Origin of the sequence: Mycobacterium asiaticum DSM 44297, from assembly GCF_000613245.1 — a bacterium.
GTDB classification, from domain to species: Bacteria; Actinomycetota; Actinomycetes; order Mycobacteriales; family Mycobacteriaceae; genus Mycobacterium; species Mycobacterium asiaticum.
The window spans coordinates 1,365,557-1,380,903 of the sequence record NZ_HG964936.1 but is presented as its reverse complement, the minus strand read 5'-3'; the positions used below and the strand labels follow the sequence as shown (position 1 = coordinate 1,380,903).

The 15,347-nt window shown below is 64.1% G+C and carries 12 protein-coding genes and 1 pseudogene; 4 read left to right on the top strand and 9 right to left on the bottom strand.

Annotated elements, in window-relative coordinates; all coding sequences use genetic code 11:
* A partial coding sequence (locus BN972_RS29490; RefSeq protein ID WP_051545100.1) for a hypothetical protein occupies positions 1–335 on the top strand: 335 nt, incomplete at its 5' end.
* 13 nt (positions 336–348) lie between these two features.
* Here BN972_RS29490 and nrdF read toward each other — a convergent pair.
* Together nrdF and BN972_RS06640 are read right to left on the bottom strand one after the other, a co-directional pair.
* Positions 349–1,323: a class 1b ribonucleoside-diphosphate reductase subunit beta gene (nrdF, locus tag BN972_RS06645; protein ID WP_036356778.1), complete on the bottom strand. Its 975-nt coding sequence runs from the start codon at positions 1,321–1,323 to the stop codon at positions 349–351.
* Between the two features lie 114 nt (positions 1,324–1,437).
* Positions 1,438–2,010 (bottom strand): TetR/AcrR family transcriptional regulator, encoded by a 573-nt coding sequence (locus BN972_RS06640; protein ID WP_036354271.1) that lies wholly within the window; start codon positions 2,008–2,010, stop codon positions 1,438–1,440.
* Positions 2,011–2,114: 104 nt separating this feature from the next.
* On the opposite strand from BN972_RS06640, the gene BN972_RS06635 reads away from it, so the two are divergent.
* Positions 2,115–3,026, top strand: a complete 912-nt coding sequence (locus BN972_RS06635; RefSeq protein ID WP_036354268.1) for an SDR family oxidoreductase — start codon at positions 2,115–2,117, stop codon at positions 3,024–3,026.
* 9 nt (positions 3,027–3,035) lie between these two features.
* Here BN972_RS06635 and BN972_RS06630 read toward each other — a convergent pair whose 3' ends face one another.
* The 4 genes from BN972_RS06630 to BN972_RS06615 form a co-directional block, all read right to left on the bottom strand.
* Positions 3,036–4,577: a flavin-containing monooxygenase gene (locus tag BN972_RS06630; RefSeq protein WP_036354265.1), complete on the bottom strand. Its 1,542-nt coding sequence runs from the start codon at positions 4,575–4,577 to the stop codon at positions 3,036–3,038.
* A 154-nt stretch (positions 4,578–4,731) separates the two neighbouring features.
* Positions 4,732–5,472, bottom strand: coding sequence for a TetR/AcrR family transcriptional regulator (locus BN972_RS06625; RefSeq protein ID WP_036356775.1), 741 nt, complete (start codon positions 5,470–5,472; stop codon positions 4,732–4,734).
* A 70-nt stretch (positions 5,473–5,542) separates the two neighbouring features.
* A complete protein-coding gene (locus tag BN972_RS06620) occupies positions 5,543–6,529 on the bottom strand; it encodes an AraC family transcriptional regulator (protein ID WP_036354261.1) in 987 nt (328 codons plus the stop codon).
* Positions 6,526–7,482, bottom strand: a complete 957-nt coding sequence (locus BN972_RS06615) for a TIGR03619 family F420-dependent LLM class oxidoreductase (protein ID WP_036354258.1) — start codon at positions 7,480–7,482, stop codon at positions 6,526–6,528. Before BN972_RS06615 ends, BN972_RS06620 begins: the two co-directional genes overlap by 4 nt.
* Before the next feature lie 145 nt (positions 7,483–7,627).
* Between BN972_RS06615 and BN972_RS06610 the strand changes: the two genes are divergently transcribed.
* Entirely contained in the window at positions 7,628–8,419 is a 792-nt protein-coding gene (locus BN972_RS06610) for an alpha/beta fold hydrolase (protein ID WP_051545098.1), read from the top strand.
* 17 nt (positions 8,420–8,436) lie between these two features.
* Here BN972_RS06610 and BN972_RS06605 read toward each other — a convergent pair whose 3' ends face one another.
* The gene (locus BN972_RS06605; RefSeq protein WP_036356772.1) at positions 8,437–11,265 is read right to left on the bottom strand and encodes an MMPL/RND family transporter; all 2,829 of its coding nucleotides are present in this window, start codon (positions 11,263–11,265) and stop codon (positions 8,437–8,439) included.
* Positions 11,265–11,708 carry an MmpS family transport accessory protein gene (locus tag BN972_RS06600; RefSeq protein WP_036354252.1) on the bottom strand — a complete coding sequence of 148 codons (444 nt, stop codon included), beginning with the start codon at positions 11,706–11,708 and terminating at the stop codon, positions 11,265–11,267. Before BN972_RS06600 ends, BN972_RS06605 begins: the two co-directional genes overlap by 1 nt.
* Before the next feature lie 473 nt (positions 11,709–12,181).
* On the opposite strand from BN972_RS06600, the gene BN972_RS06595 reads away from it, so the two are divergent.
* On the top strand, positions 12,182–13,699 hold the full coding sequence (locus tag BN972_RS06595) for a GMC family oxidoreductase (RefSeq protein WP_036354248.1): 1,518 nt from the start codon (positions 12,182–12,184) through the stop codon (positions 13,697–13,699).
* A 22-nt stretch (positions 13,700–13,721) separates the two neighbouring features.
* On the opposite strand, the pseudogene nrdE reads toward BN972_RS06595, so the two are convergent.
* Positions 13,722–15,338, bottom strand: a pseudogene (gene nrdE, locus BN972_RS30955) (class 1b ribonucleoside-diphosphate reductase subunit alpha); the annotation flags it as partial.
* Positions 15,339–15,347 lie beyond the last annotated feature (9 nt).

Here is a 15,347-nt window from a genome sequence, read left to right as displayed (position 1 = left end):
ACAGTCCCTCCGGGGTCGCCAGCGCGGGCGGTGGTGGCGGCGGTGGTGCCGCGATCCCCGGCAACCCGGGCGGGGGCGGCGGCCAGGGCGGCAGCGCCATCATCAACAGCGGTAACGCGGCCGGCGGACCGGGCGGAGCCGGCGGCACCGGCCAGACCATCGGCGGCGGGGGCAACGACGGCGTGGACGGTAGCGGCTCGTCTGCGGCCGCGACCGCCACCCCGGGTGCCGGGGGCAAAGCCAGCATCGGCGGTGGCGGCGGCGGGGGCGGCGCTAATGCCGCAAACGGCGGGGTGGCTCTCGGCGGCGAGGGCGGGGGCGGGGGCGGGAGCTAGTTCCCGTCGGTCGCTAGAAGTCCCAGTCCTCGTCTTCGGTGACGACGGCCTTGCCGATCACGTAGCTCGAACCCGACCCGGAGAAGAAGTCGTGGTTCTCGTCGGCGTTGGGCGACAGTGCCGACAGGATCGCCGGGTTCACGTCGGTCTCGTCACGCGGGAACAGCGCCTCGTACCCAAGGTTCATCAGCGCCTTGTTCGCGTTGTAGCGCAAGAACTTTTTGACATCCTCCGTCAAGCCGACCTCGTCGTAGAGATCCTGGGTGTACTCGACTTCGTTGTCGTACAGCTCGAACAACAGCTCGTAGGTGTAGTCCTTGAGCTCGGCCCGCTTGGCCTCGTCGACCAGCGCCAGCCCGCGCTGGAATTTGTAGCCGATGTAGTAGCCGTGCACGGCCTCATCGCGGATGATCAGCCGGATCATGTCGGCGGTGTTGGTCAGCTTGGCCCGGCTCGACCAGTACATCGGCAGGTAGAAGCCGGAGTAGAACAGGAAGCTCTCCAGCAGCGTGGAGGCCACCTTGCGCTTGAGCGGTTCGTCCCCGCGGTAGTACTCCAGCACGATCTCCGCCTTGCGCTGCAGGTTGGGGTTCTCCTCCGACCAGCGGAACGCGTCGTCGATCTCGGCCGTCGAGCACAGCGTGGAGAAGATCTGGCTGTAGCTCTTGGCGTGCACCGATTCCATGAACGCGATGTTGGTGTACACCGCCTCCTCGTGCGGCGTTAGCGCGTCGGGAATCAGGCTTACGGCGCCCACGGTGCCCTGAATGGTGTCCAGCATCGTCAGACCGGTGAACACCCGCATGGTCAGCTGCTTCTCGTTGGCGGTCAGCGTGCCCCAGGACGGGATGTCGTTGGACACCGGCACCTTCTCGGGTAGCCAGAAGTTTCCGGTCAGCCGGTCCCAGACCTCGGCGTCTTTTTCGTCCTGCAGCCGGTTCCAGTTGATCGCAGAGACGCGGTCGATCAGTTTTGCACTACCAGTCACCTGAAACCCCACTTCACCAGGACGATTGGGCTGTCTTGCCTTGGACCCCAAACACTACCCCTGGGGTCCGACAAGCGGCGGGAACACAATAAGTTGTGTTTGCGTGTCGTGCGGCTACCCCTCGCGGGGCAGCAACGCGATCATCGTATCGACCAGTTCGGCGGCGTCGGTGTGCCACTTGTCCAGGTCCATATGCCCACTGAGATCCAGGCCCGCAATGCCGTGAGCGCTGGCCAACAGCAGCGCTCCATACCGCCTCGCCCGCTCCGCCCCGGTGATCCGACCGACCAGGTCGAGAAACAGGCGCTGCGCGCGTTGACCTGCCTGCGCGGCGGCGGCGGGATCGCCCTTCGGCATGGAGAACATCAGCCGGTACAGGTGCGGCCGGTCGCGGCCGATGCCGATCAGCGACAGCAGCGCGGTGCGCAGGGCATCCGCGGGCGGGCCATCGCCGGCCACCAACTCCTCCAGTGCGTCGCCCAGTTCGTTCAACGCGTTCGTGGCAAGCACACCGAGCAACGATTCCTTATCGACAAAGTGGCGGTACGCCGCCGAGCGCGACACACCGCTGCGGGCGCCCACCTCGCGCAAGGTCACCGCCTCGACTCCCCCGCGGTCGAGCAGGACACCGGCCGCCTCGAGCAGCGAACGGCGGGTGGCCGCAGCGCTTTCCGCTCGAGTCGTCACCCGCCGAGCATAAGCCGCTCTTTTGAGTTGACAACGTCAACATAACCGCTAGATTGAGATGACAGCGTCAACTCAAACGATGCACTCACTCGACGGAGACCCCTATGAATTCCTCGATACCCAACCGCAACGAGCTCGTTCTGGTGACCGGCGCTTCCACCGGCATTGGCGCTGCCACCGCAAAAGAACTGGCGCGCAGGGGTTTCCACGTGCTGGCCGGCGTTCGCCGCGAGGCCGACGCCGACGGGTTGCGTGCCGACGGGATCGAACCGGTCATCCTCGACATCACCGTCGACCACGATGTCACCGCCATCGCCGACCGTATCGCGAGCGACCCGCGTCCCCTGCGCGCCCTGATCAACAACGCCGGGATCGCCGTCAACGCGCCACTGGAGGCGCTGCCGATAACCCAGTGGCGCAAGCAGTTCGAAGTGAACCTGTTCGGTCACATCGCCATCACCCAGGCGCTGTTGCCCGCGCTGATCACCAGCTCCGGCACGGTGGTCAACATCAGCTCGGTCGGCGGCAAGGTGGTTTTGCCGACGTACGGCGCCTACGCCGGATCGAAGTTCGCGCTGGAGGCGGCCAGCGACGCCCTGCGGCGTGAGGTCGCGGGGCTCGGCGTCAAAGTGGTGGTGATCGAGCCCGGCGCGGTGAAGACCAAGATGCCAGAGCGCGGGATCGCCACCAGCGAGGTGTTACAGGCGGACATGACCAGCGCCCAACTGGCGCGTTACGGCGATCTGATCGAAGCCGTTACGGCACAGGCCCGTTCGTTCACGGAGGTGGGCGTGCCGGCCGAACACGCCGCAAAGGTGATCGCCAAGGCCGCGACCTCTTCGCGGCCCAAGACCCGCTACACCGTCGGTCGGGACGCCGCCATCCTGGTGCGCATCAGCCGCCTGGTATCCGATCGGGTGCTGGACGGCATCGTGCGAGCCAACCTGCGGTCCATCGCCAAAAAGGCGCGGTCGCAGGCACCGAATCCGGTTGTCGCCGTTAGTGATCCACGCTAGGCAGCGCCGTCACGCAACGGCCTTGCGGGCCCCTTTACCCACCCCCAGAAACTGATACTCCTCGGGCTTCACCGAGCGGGTCGCCCGCCAGTACTCCCAGGTGTAGCCGCCCCACAGCACGGTGTTCTTGCCGTGCTCGTCGAGGTACCAGCTGCTGCAGCCGCCACTGTTCCACACCGAACTCGTCAGCCGCTCCTGCAGGGCATCGTTGAATCGGTCCTGCGCCTCGCGCGTGGGGACCAGCGCCTGAGCACCCATCTTGTCGCACTTGGCAATCGCGTCGGCCACGTAGCGGATCTGGGACTCGATCATGAACACCACCGAGTTGTGTCCCAGACCGGTATTGGGCCCCAGCAGGAAGAACAGGTTCGGCACGTCGGCCACCGTCACGCCGCGGTGGGCGCCAATGCCCTCCCGGTTCCACCGGTCCACCAGGTCCTCGCCGTGCTGACCCTTGATGTCGACGTAGGTGTAGGAATCGGTGACGTGGAAGCCGGTGGCGTACACAATGACGTCGACCGGGCGCTCACGCCCGTCCGCCGTGACAATTCCGTCGCGGGTGATCCGCTCGATGCCATCGGTGATCACCTCGGCGTTCGGGCTGGCGAGCGCGGCATAGTAGGTCGAGGAGTTCAGGATGCGCTTACACCCGATGCGGTAGTTCGGGATCAGCTTCTTGCGCAACTCACGGTCCCTGATCGACCGCCAGATGTTCCACTTGCAGTACGCCTCAATGAATTTCAGCGCATTGGGGCGCTTGGTCATGCCGAACGCCAGCGCCTCTTGCGCCCAATAGATTCCCACGCGCACCAGCGCCCGCAGCCCGGGGACGTTCTCCATCGCCGAGCGGACAGGTCGCGGGATCTCCGGGTTCGAGCGGGGCACCACCCACGGCGGGGTGCGCTGGTAGAGCTGCAGTTCGGCGACATCACCGACGATCTCCGGCACGATCTGGATCGCGCTGGCACCGGTGCCGATGATCGCCACCCGTTTGCCGGTCAGCTCGACGCTGTGGTCCCACTCAGCCGAATGGAAAGCGGGTCCCGCGAATTCCTCGCGCCCTTCGATGTTCGGGAACGACGGGATGTGCAGCGCGCCGGCGCCCGAGACCAAGAACTGCGCGACGAATTCGCGCCCGTCGGCGGTGAACACATGCCAGCGGTACTCGTCGTCATCCCAGTAGGCGCGCTCGACCAGGGAATTGAACTCGATGTAACGACGCAGTCCGTATTTGTCGGTGACGCCCTTGAGGTAATCCCAGATCTCGGGCTGGTAGGAGAACGGGTTCTTCCAGTCTGGCTTGGGCTCAAAGGAATAGGAGTAAAGGTGGGACGGGATGTCGCACGCGCACCCGGGGTAGCTATTGTCCCGCCAAGTGCCGCCGATGTCGTCGGCCTTCTCCAAGATGATGAAGTCCACGCCCTGTTTCTGCAGTGCGATCGCCATGCCCAGGCCCGAGAACCCGGTCCCGATGATGACGACGCGGGCATGCTTCGGCAAAGCTCGCGGTTTCTCCGCCTGGTCGGCCGCCGGTGAGACGACTTCAGTCATGGTGAGTCTTCCTGTTGTGCCCGATCTTGGCCGGCGCGCGCCGACTGCCATGCAGATACCCCGTACCGGACCTGCGAATACCCAGTACCCGGGGTATCAGGTATATCGAGTGTTATCGATCTCCCCGGCGATGTCAACGCCGCTGAGGTTCAGCTCACGGCAGCGCCGCCGGCATGGCGTCGTGGATCGGCTTGTCGGGGTCCAGCACTATGCCGAGCGTCTCGGCGGTGCCCACAATGACGCCCATCATGATCGTGGTCAGCTGGTTGACGAACTGTTCCCGTGTCATCGATCGAGGGCTGTCGGGCTCCGGGCCCAGCCACCATTCGGTGGCCGAGGCCGCGCAGCCGAACGCCGAGAACGCCGCGAGCTCGAACGCGGCGGCGTTGAGCTCCATGTCCCGCAGTTCGTTGTTGAACATGTCAGCGATGGTCAGGGTGATCTCGCGGCCCTCCTTGAGGGTGCGCACGGTCGCCTTGGACTGGGCGTTGGAACCGCCGCCCTGGATGAAGACCCGCACCACGTTGGGGTGCTCGTCGAGCAGGCTGACGAACTCCTCGACGGCCCGCTGGATGACCTGGCGAGCCGAGTCGGTGGCCAAGTTGATCGACGGGAAGATCGCCGCCCACAGCATGTCCCGCAGCCGCTCCCCGATGGCCAGGAAGAGATCGGACTTGTCGGTGAAATGCCGGTAGATCTTCGGCTTGGCGGTGCCGGCCTCTTCGGCGATCTCGCGGACGCTGAGCTCGGGTCCCAGGCGGTCGATGGCACGGAACGCCGCGTCGACGATCTCGCTGCGCACCTTCTTGCGGTGTTCGCGCCAACGTTCGCTGCGCGCGTCGACTTTCACCCCGGCGTTCGTGCCTGGGGGGTGGGGTCGGGGAATTCTCACCACGAAAAGCACGATACAGCCCTGCGGGGCTGACCTGGGCAGACCGCGCATCCCGGGACCGGGTGTCGCGAACTCACCGCGACGTGCGCAGCACCTCGCTCGGCGACCGGCCGAACTCCCGCCGGTAGTCGGCCGCGAATCGGCCGAGATTTCCGAAGCCCCATCGGTGTGCGATCGCTGCCACAGTGGTGCCTTCATCGACAGCTGATCGCCGCAGATCGGCGTGCGCCCGAGCGAGGCGGATCGATCTGAGATATGCCATCGGCGTGGTGTCCAGGTGCTTGCGGAAGGCGTCCTGGAGGGCGCGGGTGCTCAACTGCGCCGCGGCCGCGACGTCATCGATTCGGATGTTCTCGGTGGATTTTTCGACGGAGTCCTCGAGGTAGGCGACGGCACGACGGACAGCCGGCGGTCGGACTTCGCCGCTAGAAGATTCACCTGGCGACGGGAAGGCGCCGGGGTAGGCCTCGATCAGGCTGGCCACCAGCGTCCGGCGCAGCTGGTCGCGAAGCAACGCACCGGAGCTCAGGAGCCCGTCCGGTCCGGCATTGCGGAGCAGCAAATGCATGATTTTCGCCACCGCGACCGTCCCGGGCTTTGACGGACGCCAGCTCAACGGAAATCGCACGGCCCCGGATCCTTGGGCTCCGATAAGCTCCGCGACCGCCGTCTCGAAATCGCGGCGGGCGATCCGCACATGAAAGAGGTGGCAGTTGTCCTCCCAGCGCAATCGATACGCCGTGTGCGCATCCAGCACCACATGCTGCCCGGGCAACAGCAGCCGGTCCCCACTGTCAGCCCGGACCGCGAGCCGCCCGGTGATCTGCTGCGACACCAGGACGAAGTCGTCGAATGGCGGCGACTCCAACAAGGTGATGCCGGACCCGAACGACAGCGAGTAAACACCGAGCCCCGCGGCACCACCCTCGGCGTGGCGGGCGCGGAACGCCGAAGAGCCGCCGCGGACGGTGAGGCGGTGGGGGCAGTAGACACTTGCGAGTCGGCTTCTCGCTTCGTGCGGATCTGAGGTGTCGGTCCGGATGCGCAGACCCTCGATCATGACGCCGCGGTCCTATCCCGAATTTCTAACGCCGTCTCGAGCATCTGGGGAGTACTGGTGAACCAGTCCTGCAGATTGAGATCCACGATCAGCTCGTCGGCGCCGGCCGCCGCCGCCGTCGCCACATCGTCCATGATCTGATCCAAAGTGCCGACGAACGCCGCTCGGTCCGGCCCCGCCGGACGGTCGGTAAAAGTGACGTTTCCGACCACGATCATCTGCATCCCGGTGGCGTCCCGGCCGCATTCGGATGCCAGTTGCCGGATGCGGTCCCAGCCGGCGCGCAGTTCCGCGGCTCCCGTCGACCCCGGCGTGGTCATTACCGGGAGCCAGCCGTCGGCGCGGTTGGCGATGCGGCGCACGGCTTTCGAGGTGGTGCCGCGGCCTAGGTTGCTGCCGCCGCCGCCCAACAGCACCGGGATCTTCGATACGGGCTTGGGCAGGAACGCGGCGTCGTCGATGACAACGCGAGGACTCCGAAAGCTGACCGGGTCCGCCGCCCAGACGGCATCGAAGACGTCTAGCGTCTCGTCGAGGAAGCGGCCGCGGTCCGCGCGGGTGGCGCCCGTGGCCTGCAATTCATCAGTCGCCCAGCCGGTCCCGAGGCCCGCGACGACCCGGCCGCCGCTGATCCGATCTAATGTGGCAAGGGTTTTCGCCAGTTGTACGGGTGTATGCAGGGCGGCGACCAGAACGGACGTACCCAGACGCACCTCCTCTGTCACCACCGCCGCCACGGTCAGCACGGTCAAGGGGTCGGCGGCCTGTCGCGAATGTTCCGGCCACGGCTCGTTCGATCCGGCATAGGGTTCGACGGGAGTTCGCGGGAAGAGCAGGCGTTCGTACGTCCACAAGCTGTCGTAGCCGGCCGCCTCGGCGGTGCGAGCCGCCTCGACCAGGTCGTGTTGCAGGTCGATTCCCAATCGCTGTGGCAGACGAAGCCCGAGTTTCATTCGACACCTTTCCCTTTCGTCGCGACCGTCAGCGCAGTCAACAACGCCCCCGTGCCACGCATGCCGTTGCAACGACAAGGCGTCCGTTTCTGTGGACTAGATGGCGCATTGCGAAAGCTCAATGCGAGCCCGCATGGGCGTTGCAATGGATATGGCAACCGTGATCTCACTCGACGGCACCACGATCGGCTACGACTCCGTCGGCGCGGGCCCGCCCCTGCTGCTTGTGCACGGCAGCACCGGCACACGTGCTCGTTGGGCCTCGGTCACACCGGCGCTGGCACAGCACTACACCGTCTATGCGATGGACCGCCGCGGACGAGGACTGAGCACGGCCGAGGTGAAACCCTACAGCCTGACGCGCGAAGCCGAGGATGTGACGGCCCTCGCCGAGGCGCTGGGCGGAAGTGTCTACGTTGTCGGGCATTCCTACGGGGCGTTGGCGGTGCTGGAAGCGGCTCTGATCACGTCGGCTTTCCGCCGCATCATGCTCTACGAGCCACCCATACCGTCACCGGGCCTCGACGTCGGCTCCCCGGGGGGCTGGGCCCGGATCACCGCGACATCGGACCCCCGCGCCATCCTCGAAGCGTTCTACCGCGAAACCCTGCAGCTACCCTGGCCGGCGATCAAAGACCTTGCCGATCGCGAATTTCCGTACGTCGCCGATTCGATCGCCCACACGGCCGGTCGCGAACTCACCCAGGCCCGCGGCTACCGCGTGACGGCGCGGCATGCCGAGATCGCTGTCCCGGTGCGAATGTTGCTCGGCACCGAGAGCCCCGAGTACTTCCGGGCGGCCACCACGGCCCTCGCGGCCCGAATACCGGGAACCGCGATCGTGCCCTTGCCCGGGCAAGGACATCAGGCGATCGATTACGACCCAACGCAATTCATCCGCGCGGTGATGGACTTTGATGCCGCTCCCGAGGATTAATCATTCGTGTGGCGGCGTCAGCCTCTGACCGGATTCCTCGGCGGTCGGGACGGGATCAATCGGGGCCACCAGAAGAACGGCCCCAGCAGGCGGGCGATGGCCGGTGTGATGAACGAACGAACGATGAGCGTATCGAGCAGCAGGCCGATGCCGATCGTGGATCCCATTTCACCCACCGAAATCAGTTTGCCGGACACCATTGCCATCATGGTGACGGCGAACACCAGACCAGCGGTGGTGACCACCTTGCCGGAGTTGGCCACCGCCCGAATCAGACCGGTGTTCAGTCCCGCCCTGCTTTCTTCGAGGTAGCGGGCGATGAGCAGCAGGTTGTAGTCCGAGCCCACCGCTACCAGGATGATGAAGGTCAGCGGCAGGCCCAGCCAGCTCATCGGAATCCCGAGCACGTGCTGCCAGATAAGCACGGACAGCCCGAACGCGCCCGAATAGGAGAACGCCACCGTGCCGATGATGACCAGTGCGGCGATAATGCTGCCGGTGATGAGCAGCATCACTAAGAAGATCAACGCGAATGCTGCTGCAGCCGCGATGATCAGGTCCGTCTTCGCGGCATCCTGGATGTCCCAGTACGTCGTCGCGGCGCCGCCGAGATAGACCCGAGACCCGCCGAGCGTGGTGCCCTTCAGCGCCTCCTCGGCGGCGGCCAAATAGACCTGGTCGTGGTGAATGCCCGCTTCCGTCAGCGCTTCGCCGTCGTGGTAGATCATGTATCGCGCCGCTTTTCCGTCCGGGGACATGAAGAATTTCAGATCGATCTGAAAAGACGGATTGTCGAACGCATCCGGTGGCAGGTAGAAGAACTCGTCATTCTTCGAACTGTCGAATGCGTAGCCCAGATCCATCATCTGCCGACTCAGCGCCTCCAATTCGGCCAGCTGGGGCTCGATCGTGCTGTGCTCGGCGAGGATCTTCAGGCGCAGCTCGTTGAGCTGTTCGACGTTGCGGCCGAGCAAGTCGACCAGTTGCGGTAGCACCGCGTCCTGAATCAGGGCGGCTTTCAGGTTCTTGTCCATCTGCTCATCGAGCTGGTCAATCTTGTCGGTCGCGTCGAACAGCGAACGCAGCGACCAACAGACCGGGATATCGAAACAGTGCTTCTCCCAATAGAAGTAGCTCCGGATCGGCCGCCAGACGTCGTCGAAGTCGGCAATGTCGTCGCGCAGCGCATCCGTGACTTCTTTCATGCCGCGTGCGGCGTCGGCGGCGATATGGGCCGCGCCGGCCTGTTGCGACGTCAGTTCCTGTTGCTGACGCATCAGGTCGGTCATACGGTTTGTGATGTCGGCCATGTCCGTCAGCCGGGTGTTCAGGTCGGTGAGGAACGGCAGCAGCTCTTTGATTTTCGTGCCCATCGTGCCGATGGTGTAGGTGAACGACGAATGCTCAAGCGGAGTCCCCAGCGGCCGGGTGACGCTCTGGATAAGTCCCACTCCTGGTGTGTGGAACACACTGCGTGCCACTCGGTCCAGCGCGATCATGTCCGTGCTGTTGCGCATGTCGTGATCGGATTCGACCATCAGCATGTCGCCGTTTAGCCTGCTGACCGGGAAGTGTCGGTCGCTCGCGGCGTAGCCCTGCTTTGACGGACTGTCATCGGAGATGTAGATCCGGTCGTCGTAGTTGGGATGGTAGGTGGGCAGCGTCAGCGATCCGACAAGCACCACCACGCAACTTGCCAGCAGAACCCGGCCGGGCCAACGCACCGTCACGGTGCCGACTTTGCGCCAAACGCCAGCTCCGGCTTTGTGTTTCGGTTCGAAGATGCCGATGCGGCTGCCCAGCGCCAGCACCGCCGGACCGAAGGTCAGCGCAGCGGTGACCGCGGTGAGCATGGCGATCGCGCAGGGAATTCCGCAGGTGTTGAAGTAGTTGAGCCGGGTGAACTTGAGGCAGAACGTCGCGCCGGCGACCGCCAGGCCCGATCCCAGGATGACGTGGGACACGCCGTGCACGGCGGAGTAGTAGGCGGTTTCCCGGTCTTCGCCCGCGTGGCGCGCTTCGTGGTAGCGGCCGATCAGAAAGATCGCGTAGTCCGTACCCGCCCCAAGGATCAGCGACACCAACAGGTTTGAGGCGAATTCGGATATTCCGATCAGCTTGTGGAAGGCCAGGAGGGAGACGATGCCGCGCCCGCAATTCAATTCCAGCATCACCATGAACAGGACGAGCAGCGCAGTTGTGATCGAGCGGTAAACAATCAGCAGCATGACCGAGATGAGCACGATGGTGACGAACATGATCATGATCAGGCTCTCGTTGCCGGCTTGCAGCATGTCCGCGGACAGCGGTGCGGACCCGGAGACGTAGACCCGCAACCCTGGCGGGGTCTTGGTCTGGGAGACCAGGTCCCGTACTGCCTTGATCGATTCGTCGGACAGCGCCGAGCCGAGATTGCCGGCGGTACGCACCAGCGTGTAGGACGCTTTGCCGTCGTTACTCTGCACGCCCGCGGCCGTCGTCCCCTGGCCCCACAGGTTCATCACGTATTGAACGTGCTTGTCACGCTGCAGCTTTGCGACCAGGTCGTTGTAGAACACGTGGTCGGTTTGGTCGAGTTTGTGTTCGCCCTCCAGGACGATCATCACCAGGCTATTGCTGTCGGATTCCTGGAACACCTGGCCGATGTGGATGAGTGCCTGCGCCGACGGCGCGTCGACTGGGACCAGGGGGCCCCGGCCCGCCTCGGTGACGGGTTCTAATTGCGGCACAACCACGTTGAGGACGATCATCAGCGCGACCCAGGCCAGAACTACGGGCACGGCGAACCGGCGAATCGTCCGCGCAACAAGGGGTTTACGCGTGGCGGAGCTAGTGTTGTCGGCCATCATGCGGAGAGCACCTGACACCAGACGCCGGCATGGTCACCCGTGGCGGTGTGCGCGGAGCGCACCTGGCCGTCTACGGTGATGCGGCAGCCGACGGTTCCGCCCGCCACCTGCGCGGTGATGTCGGCGGTAGCCGTCGTCAAAACGGTTACCTCCGTGTGTGTCCAGGGCAGCGCTGGGAGGTCGACCACCACGGGGTGGGAGTTCACATCCCAGTAGCTGGCTCTCCCCCAACCCGCCAAGTCGCCGAAGACGTCGTATTCGATGCGTTTGGGGTTGAACTGCGCGATGACGAATTTGTTGCCCGGGCTGCGGGTTCGGTCCTGGGAGCCGAAGATTCCGTGCGCGGAGTCGATGACGAAGCCCGCCAAGACGGCTACGACGGCGACCACGGCGGGCAGCCAGAGCCTATTGAGCAGACGCCGGCCTATAGAGGCTTTCATTATTGTTGCGGCCCTTCGTATTACAAGGCATGCGGAAGCTCAGGCACTTCACAACTACGCGAGCGTGACCTCAGCTGGGTTTAGACGGACACGGCGACGGAAGTCAATGCAGCCGAGGCCCGGCGCTCGGTACCTCGCCGCGGGGCTGTTCGGGTGTGTCGGGCCCAGTCACGGTCACGAGAGTTGATCCTTCGGTTTCAGCGCCATCGGCGAAGGCACCTACACAGGGCACCTTCGCCGGCTTTCTACTGAAACGGTAGGGGCGCTACCGCGGCCGGTCTACCCCGATAACGCGGCCGCTGGCCGGAAAACGCGGTCGGGGAACCAGTCCCGTCCCTCAGGCCTTGAAGGCTCAGCGCCGCCGTCGTATGGTGCTCGGTGTCAGCGACGGGTCACCGGACTTCTGATCATTCGGAAGGTCAACGTCGCGAACACAATTCGTTCGTCTGCAAGCCTCAAGGGGGGACTTCACCTTGCCAAGAATCGAGTCATACGACTTCATCGTCATAGGCGCAGGTACCGCTGGGTGCGTCTTGGCGCGCCGGCTCAGCGACGACAACAACGTCCGAATCCTGTTGCTTGAGGCTGGAAGTGCCACCCTTCCGCCCGCCAGCGCGCAGCCGCCGCAATGGCCCACGTTGATAGGAAGTTCGGCCGACGGCGGGACTCTCACCACTGTTCAGTCGGCAATCGGCAGGGCGGTCCATCTCCCGCTAGGGCGTGGTGTCGGAGGTTCCTCTGCAATCAGTGGCATGACGTTCGCGCGCGGCCACCGCGACAGCTACGCCGATTGGCCACCGGGTTGGCAGTTCGACGACCTGTTGCCCTACTTCAGAGCGAGCGAGACCGCGCGCTACGGTGATGCTGCCTTACGGGGTAAGGACGGACCCCTGCAGGTGGCGCCGGTGGAGGCACCTAACGAGGTACTTGCGGCCGGTTTGCGCGCCGCACTGCAATGTGGCTACCGCCAGGCTGGGGACCTGAGCGGCGGGTGCGAGCTAGGCTTCGCGTCACCGGATGTGACTATCTCCAACGGGTACCGGCAGAGCGCTGCGGATGCTTACTTATGGCCCGTGCTTCCCCGCAAGAATCTGACCCTGGTGGCGGACGCTTTCGTGCACCGGCTGCGATTTGTCAACGGTCGCTGTAACGGAGTGGACTTCGGCGTCGCCGGCCAAGCTCCGTTGACCGCCATGGCAGGCGAAGTCTTGCTGTGCGCCGGTGCAATTGGCTCGCCATGGCTACTCATGATTTCAGGTGTCGGACCGCAAAGCCATCTCCGAGACGTTGGCATCGACGTTGTATGCGACCTACCCGGCGTAGGACTTAACTTGCAAGACCATCCCTTCACCGGCGTCATATATCAAGCAACTCGGCCTATTCCGACACCGCGGAACAACCACGGCGAGATTATGGGAGTGATCCGCTCCAAATATGCCGGTGCGGCTCCTGACTTACAGATTCTGATGGTGGATACGGGCGCTTTGGCCGGAGTCGACATACCGAACATCTACGTTATCGGTGTCTCGGCGCTACAACCGTTCAGTCGCGGCAGAGTGCGCTTGGCGGGCCGAGCCGCTGACTTGGAACCCGTCGTCGACCCGAACTACCTCGGGGATGAGCGCGACTTGGAAACTCTGGTGGAGGGTCTGTTCACAGCCCGAGAGATCGGGGCCGCGCGCGCATTGGACGGTTGGCGTGGCGCCGAAGTAGCGCCCGGACCACAAGTTGGCACCAGGGATGCATTGCGAGAGTTCGTCAAACAAACCGTAGGCACCTACTTCCACCCAGCCGGGACGTGCGCAATGGGCCAAGCTCATGAGTCGGTGGTCGATGACCAGCTTCGCGTCCACGGCCTCTCGGGCCTCCGGGTCGTCGATGCGTCGGTTATGCCTTCGCTACCGGCAACCAACACAATGGCAACCGTCTACGGGATTGCGGAACGAGCAGCTGCTCTCATCAAGTGCCCGGGCGCCAGGACCCTACCCTGACTGCGCTATCGGCCACCGTGTCCTACAGCATGCAGGACACGCAACCCTCGACCTCGGTCCCTTCCAGAGCCATCTGACGCAACCGGATGTAGTACAGCGTCTTGATTCCCTTGCGCCAGGCGTAGATCTGGGCCTTGTTGACGTCGCGCGTGGTAGCGGTGTCCTTGAAGAACAACGTCAGCGATAGCCCCTGATCCACGTGCTGGGTCGCCGCGGCGTAGGTGTCGATGATCTTCTCGTAACCGATCTCGTACGCATCCTGGTAGTACTCCAGGTTGTCGTTAGTCATGTAGGGCGCTGGGTAGTAGACCCGGCCGATCTTGCCTTCCTTGCGGATCTCCACCTTCGACACGATCGGGTGGATCGACGACGTCGAATGGTTGATGTAGGAGATCGACCCGGTCGGCGGCACCGCCTGCAGGTTCTGGTTGTAGATGCCGTGCGCCTGCACCGACTCCTTCAACCGCTTCCAGTCGTCCTGGTTCGGAATGCGGATGCCGGCGTCGGCGAAGAGCTGGCGCACCTTCTCCGTCGCAGGCTCCCACACCTCGTCGGTGTACTTGTCGAAGAACTCCCCGGAGGCGTACTTGGACTTTTCGAAGCCCTTGAAATGCGTACCGCGTTCAATCGCAATACGATTCGACGCCCGCAACGCGTGGTAGAGCACCGTGTAGAAGTAGATGTTGGTGAAGTCGACGCCCTCTTCGGAACCGTAGAAGATGCCTTCGCGGGCCAGGTACCCGTGCAGGTTCATCTGTCCCAGCCCGATTGCGTGAGAGTCGTTGTTGCCCTGCTCGATCGAGGGCACCGAGGTGATGTGGGTCTGGTCGCTCACCGCGGTCAGCGCGCGGATCGCCACCTCGATGGTCTGAGCGAAGTCCGGCGAGTCCATCGCCTTGGCGATGTTGAGCGACCCCAGGTTGCACGAGATGTCCTTGCCCACTTTGGCGTACGACAAGTCGTCGTTGAACTCCGACGGTGTAGAGACCTGCAGAATCTCCGAGCACAGGTTGGAGTGCGTGATCTTGCCCTCGATCGGGTTCGCCCGGTTCACCGTGTCCTCGAACATGATGTAGGGATAACCGGACTCGAACTGCAACTCGGCCAGCGTCTGGAAGAACTCGCGCGCCTTGATCTTGGTCTTGCGGATGCGGGCGTCGTCGACCATCTCGTAGTACTTCTCGGTGACCGAGATGTCGGCAAAGGCCTTTCCGTAGACCCGTTCGACGTCATACGGCGAGAACAGGTACATGTCCTCGTTCTTCTTGGCCAGCTCGAAGGTGATGTCGGGAATCACCACGCCCAGGCTCAGCGTCTTGATCCGGATCTTTTCGTCGGCGTTCTCCCGCTTGGTGTCCAGGAAGCGGTAGATGTCCGGGTGGTGGGCGTGCAGATACACCGCGCCGGCACCCTGACGCGCACCGAGCTGATTGGCGTAGGAGAACGAGTCCTCGAGCAGCTTCATGATCGGAATGACGCCCGAGGACTGATTCTCGATGTTCTTGATCGGTGCGCCGTGCTCGCGAATGTTGCTGAGCAGCAACGCAACTCCCCCACCGCGCTTGGACAGCTGCAGAGCGGAGTTGATCGAGCGCCCGATCGACTCCATGTTGTCCTCGATGCGAAGGAGGAAGCAGTTGTGCACAAC

Bases quoted from the DNA above. Each gene is read 5' to 3' on its own strand.
- BN972_RS06635 (WP_036354268.1), top strand. From the start codon at position 2,115: ATGAATTCCTCGATACCCAACCGCAACGAGCTCGTTCTGGTGACCGGC.
- BN972_RS06630 (WP_036354265.1), bottom strand. From the start codon at position 4,577: ATGACTGAAGTCGTCTCACCGGCGGCCGACCAGGCGGAGAAACCGCGA.
- BN972_RS06620 (WP_036354261.1), bottom strand. From the start codon at position 6,529: ATGATCGAGGGTCTGCGCATCCGGACCGACACCTCAGATCCGCACGAA.
- BN972_RS06615 (WP_036354258.1), bottom strand. From the start codon at position 7,482: ATGAAACTCGGGCTTCGTCTGCCACAGCGATTGGGAATCGACCTGCAA.
- BN972_RS06610 (WP_051545098.1), top strand. From the start codon at position 7,628: ATGGATATGGCAACCGTGATCTCACTCGACGGCACCACGATCGGCTAC.
- BN972_RS06605 (WP_036356772.1), bottom strand. From the start codon at position 11,265: ATGGCCGACAACACTAGCTCCGCCACGCGTAAACCCCTTGTTGCGCGG.
- BN972_RS06600 (WP_036354252.1), bottom strand. From the start codon at position 11,708: ATGAAAGCCTCTATAGGCCGGCGTCTGCTCAATAGGCTCTGGCTGCCC.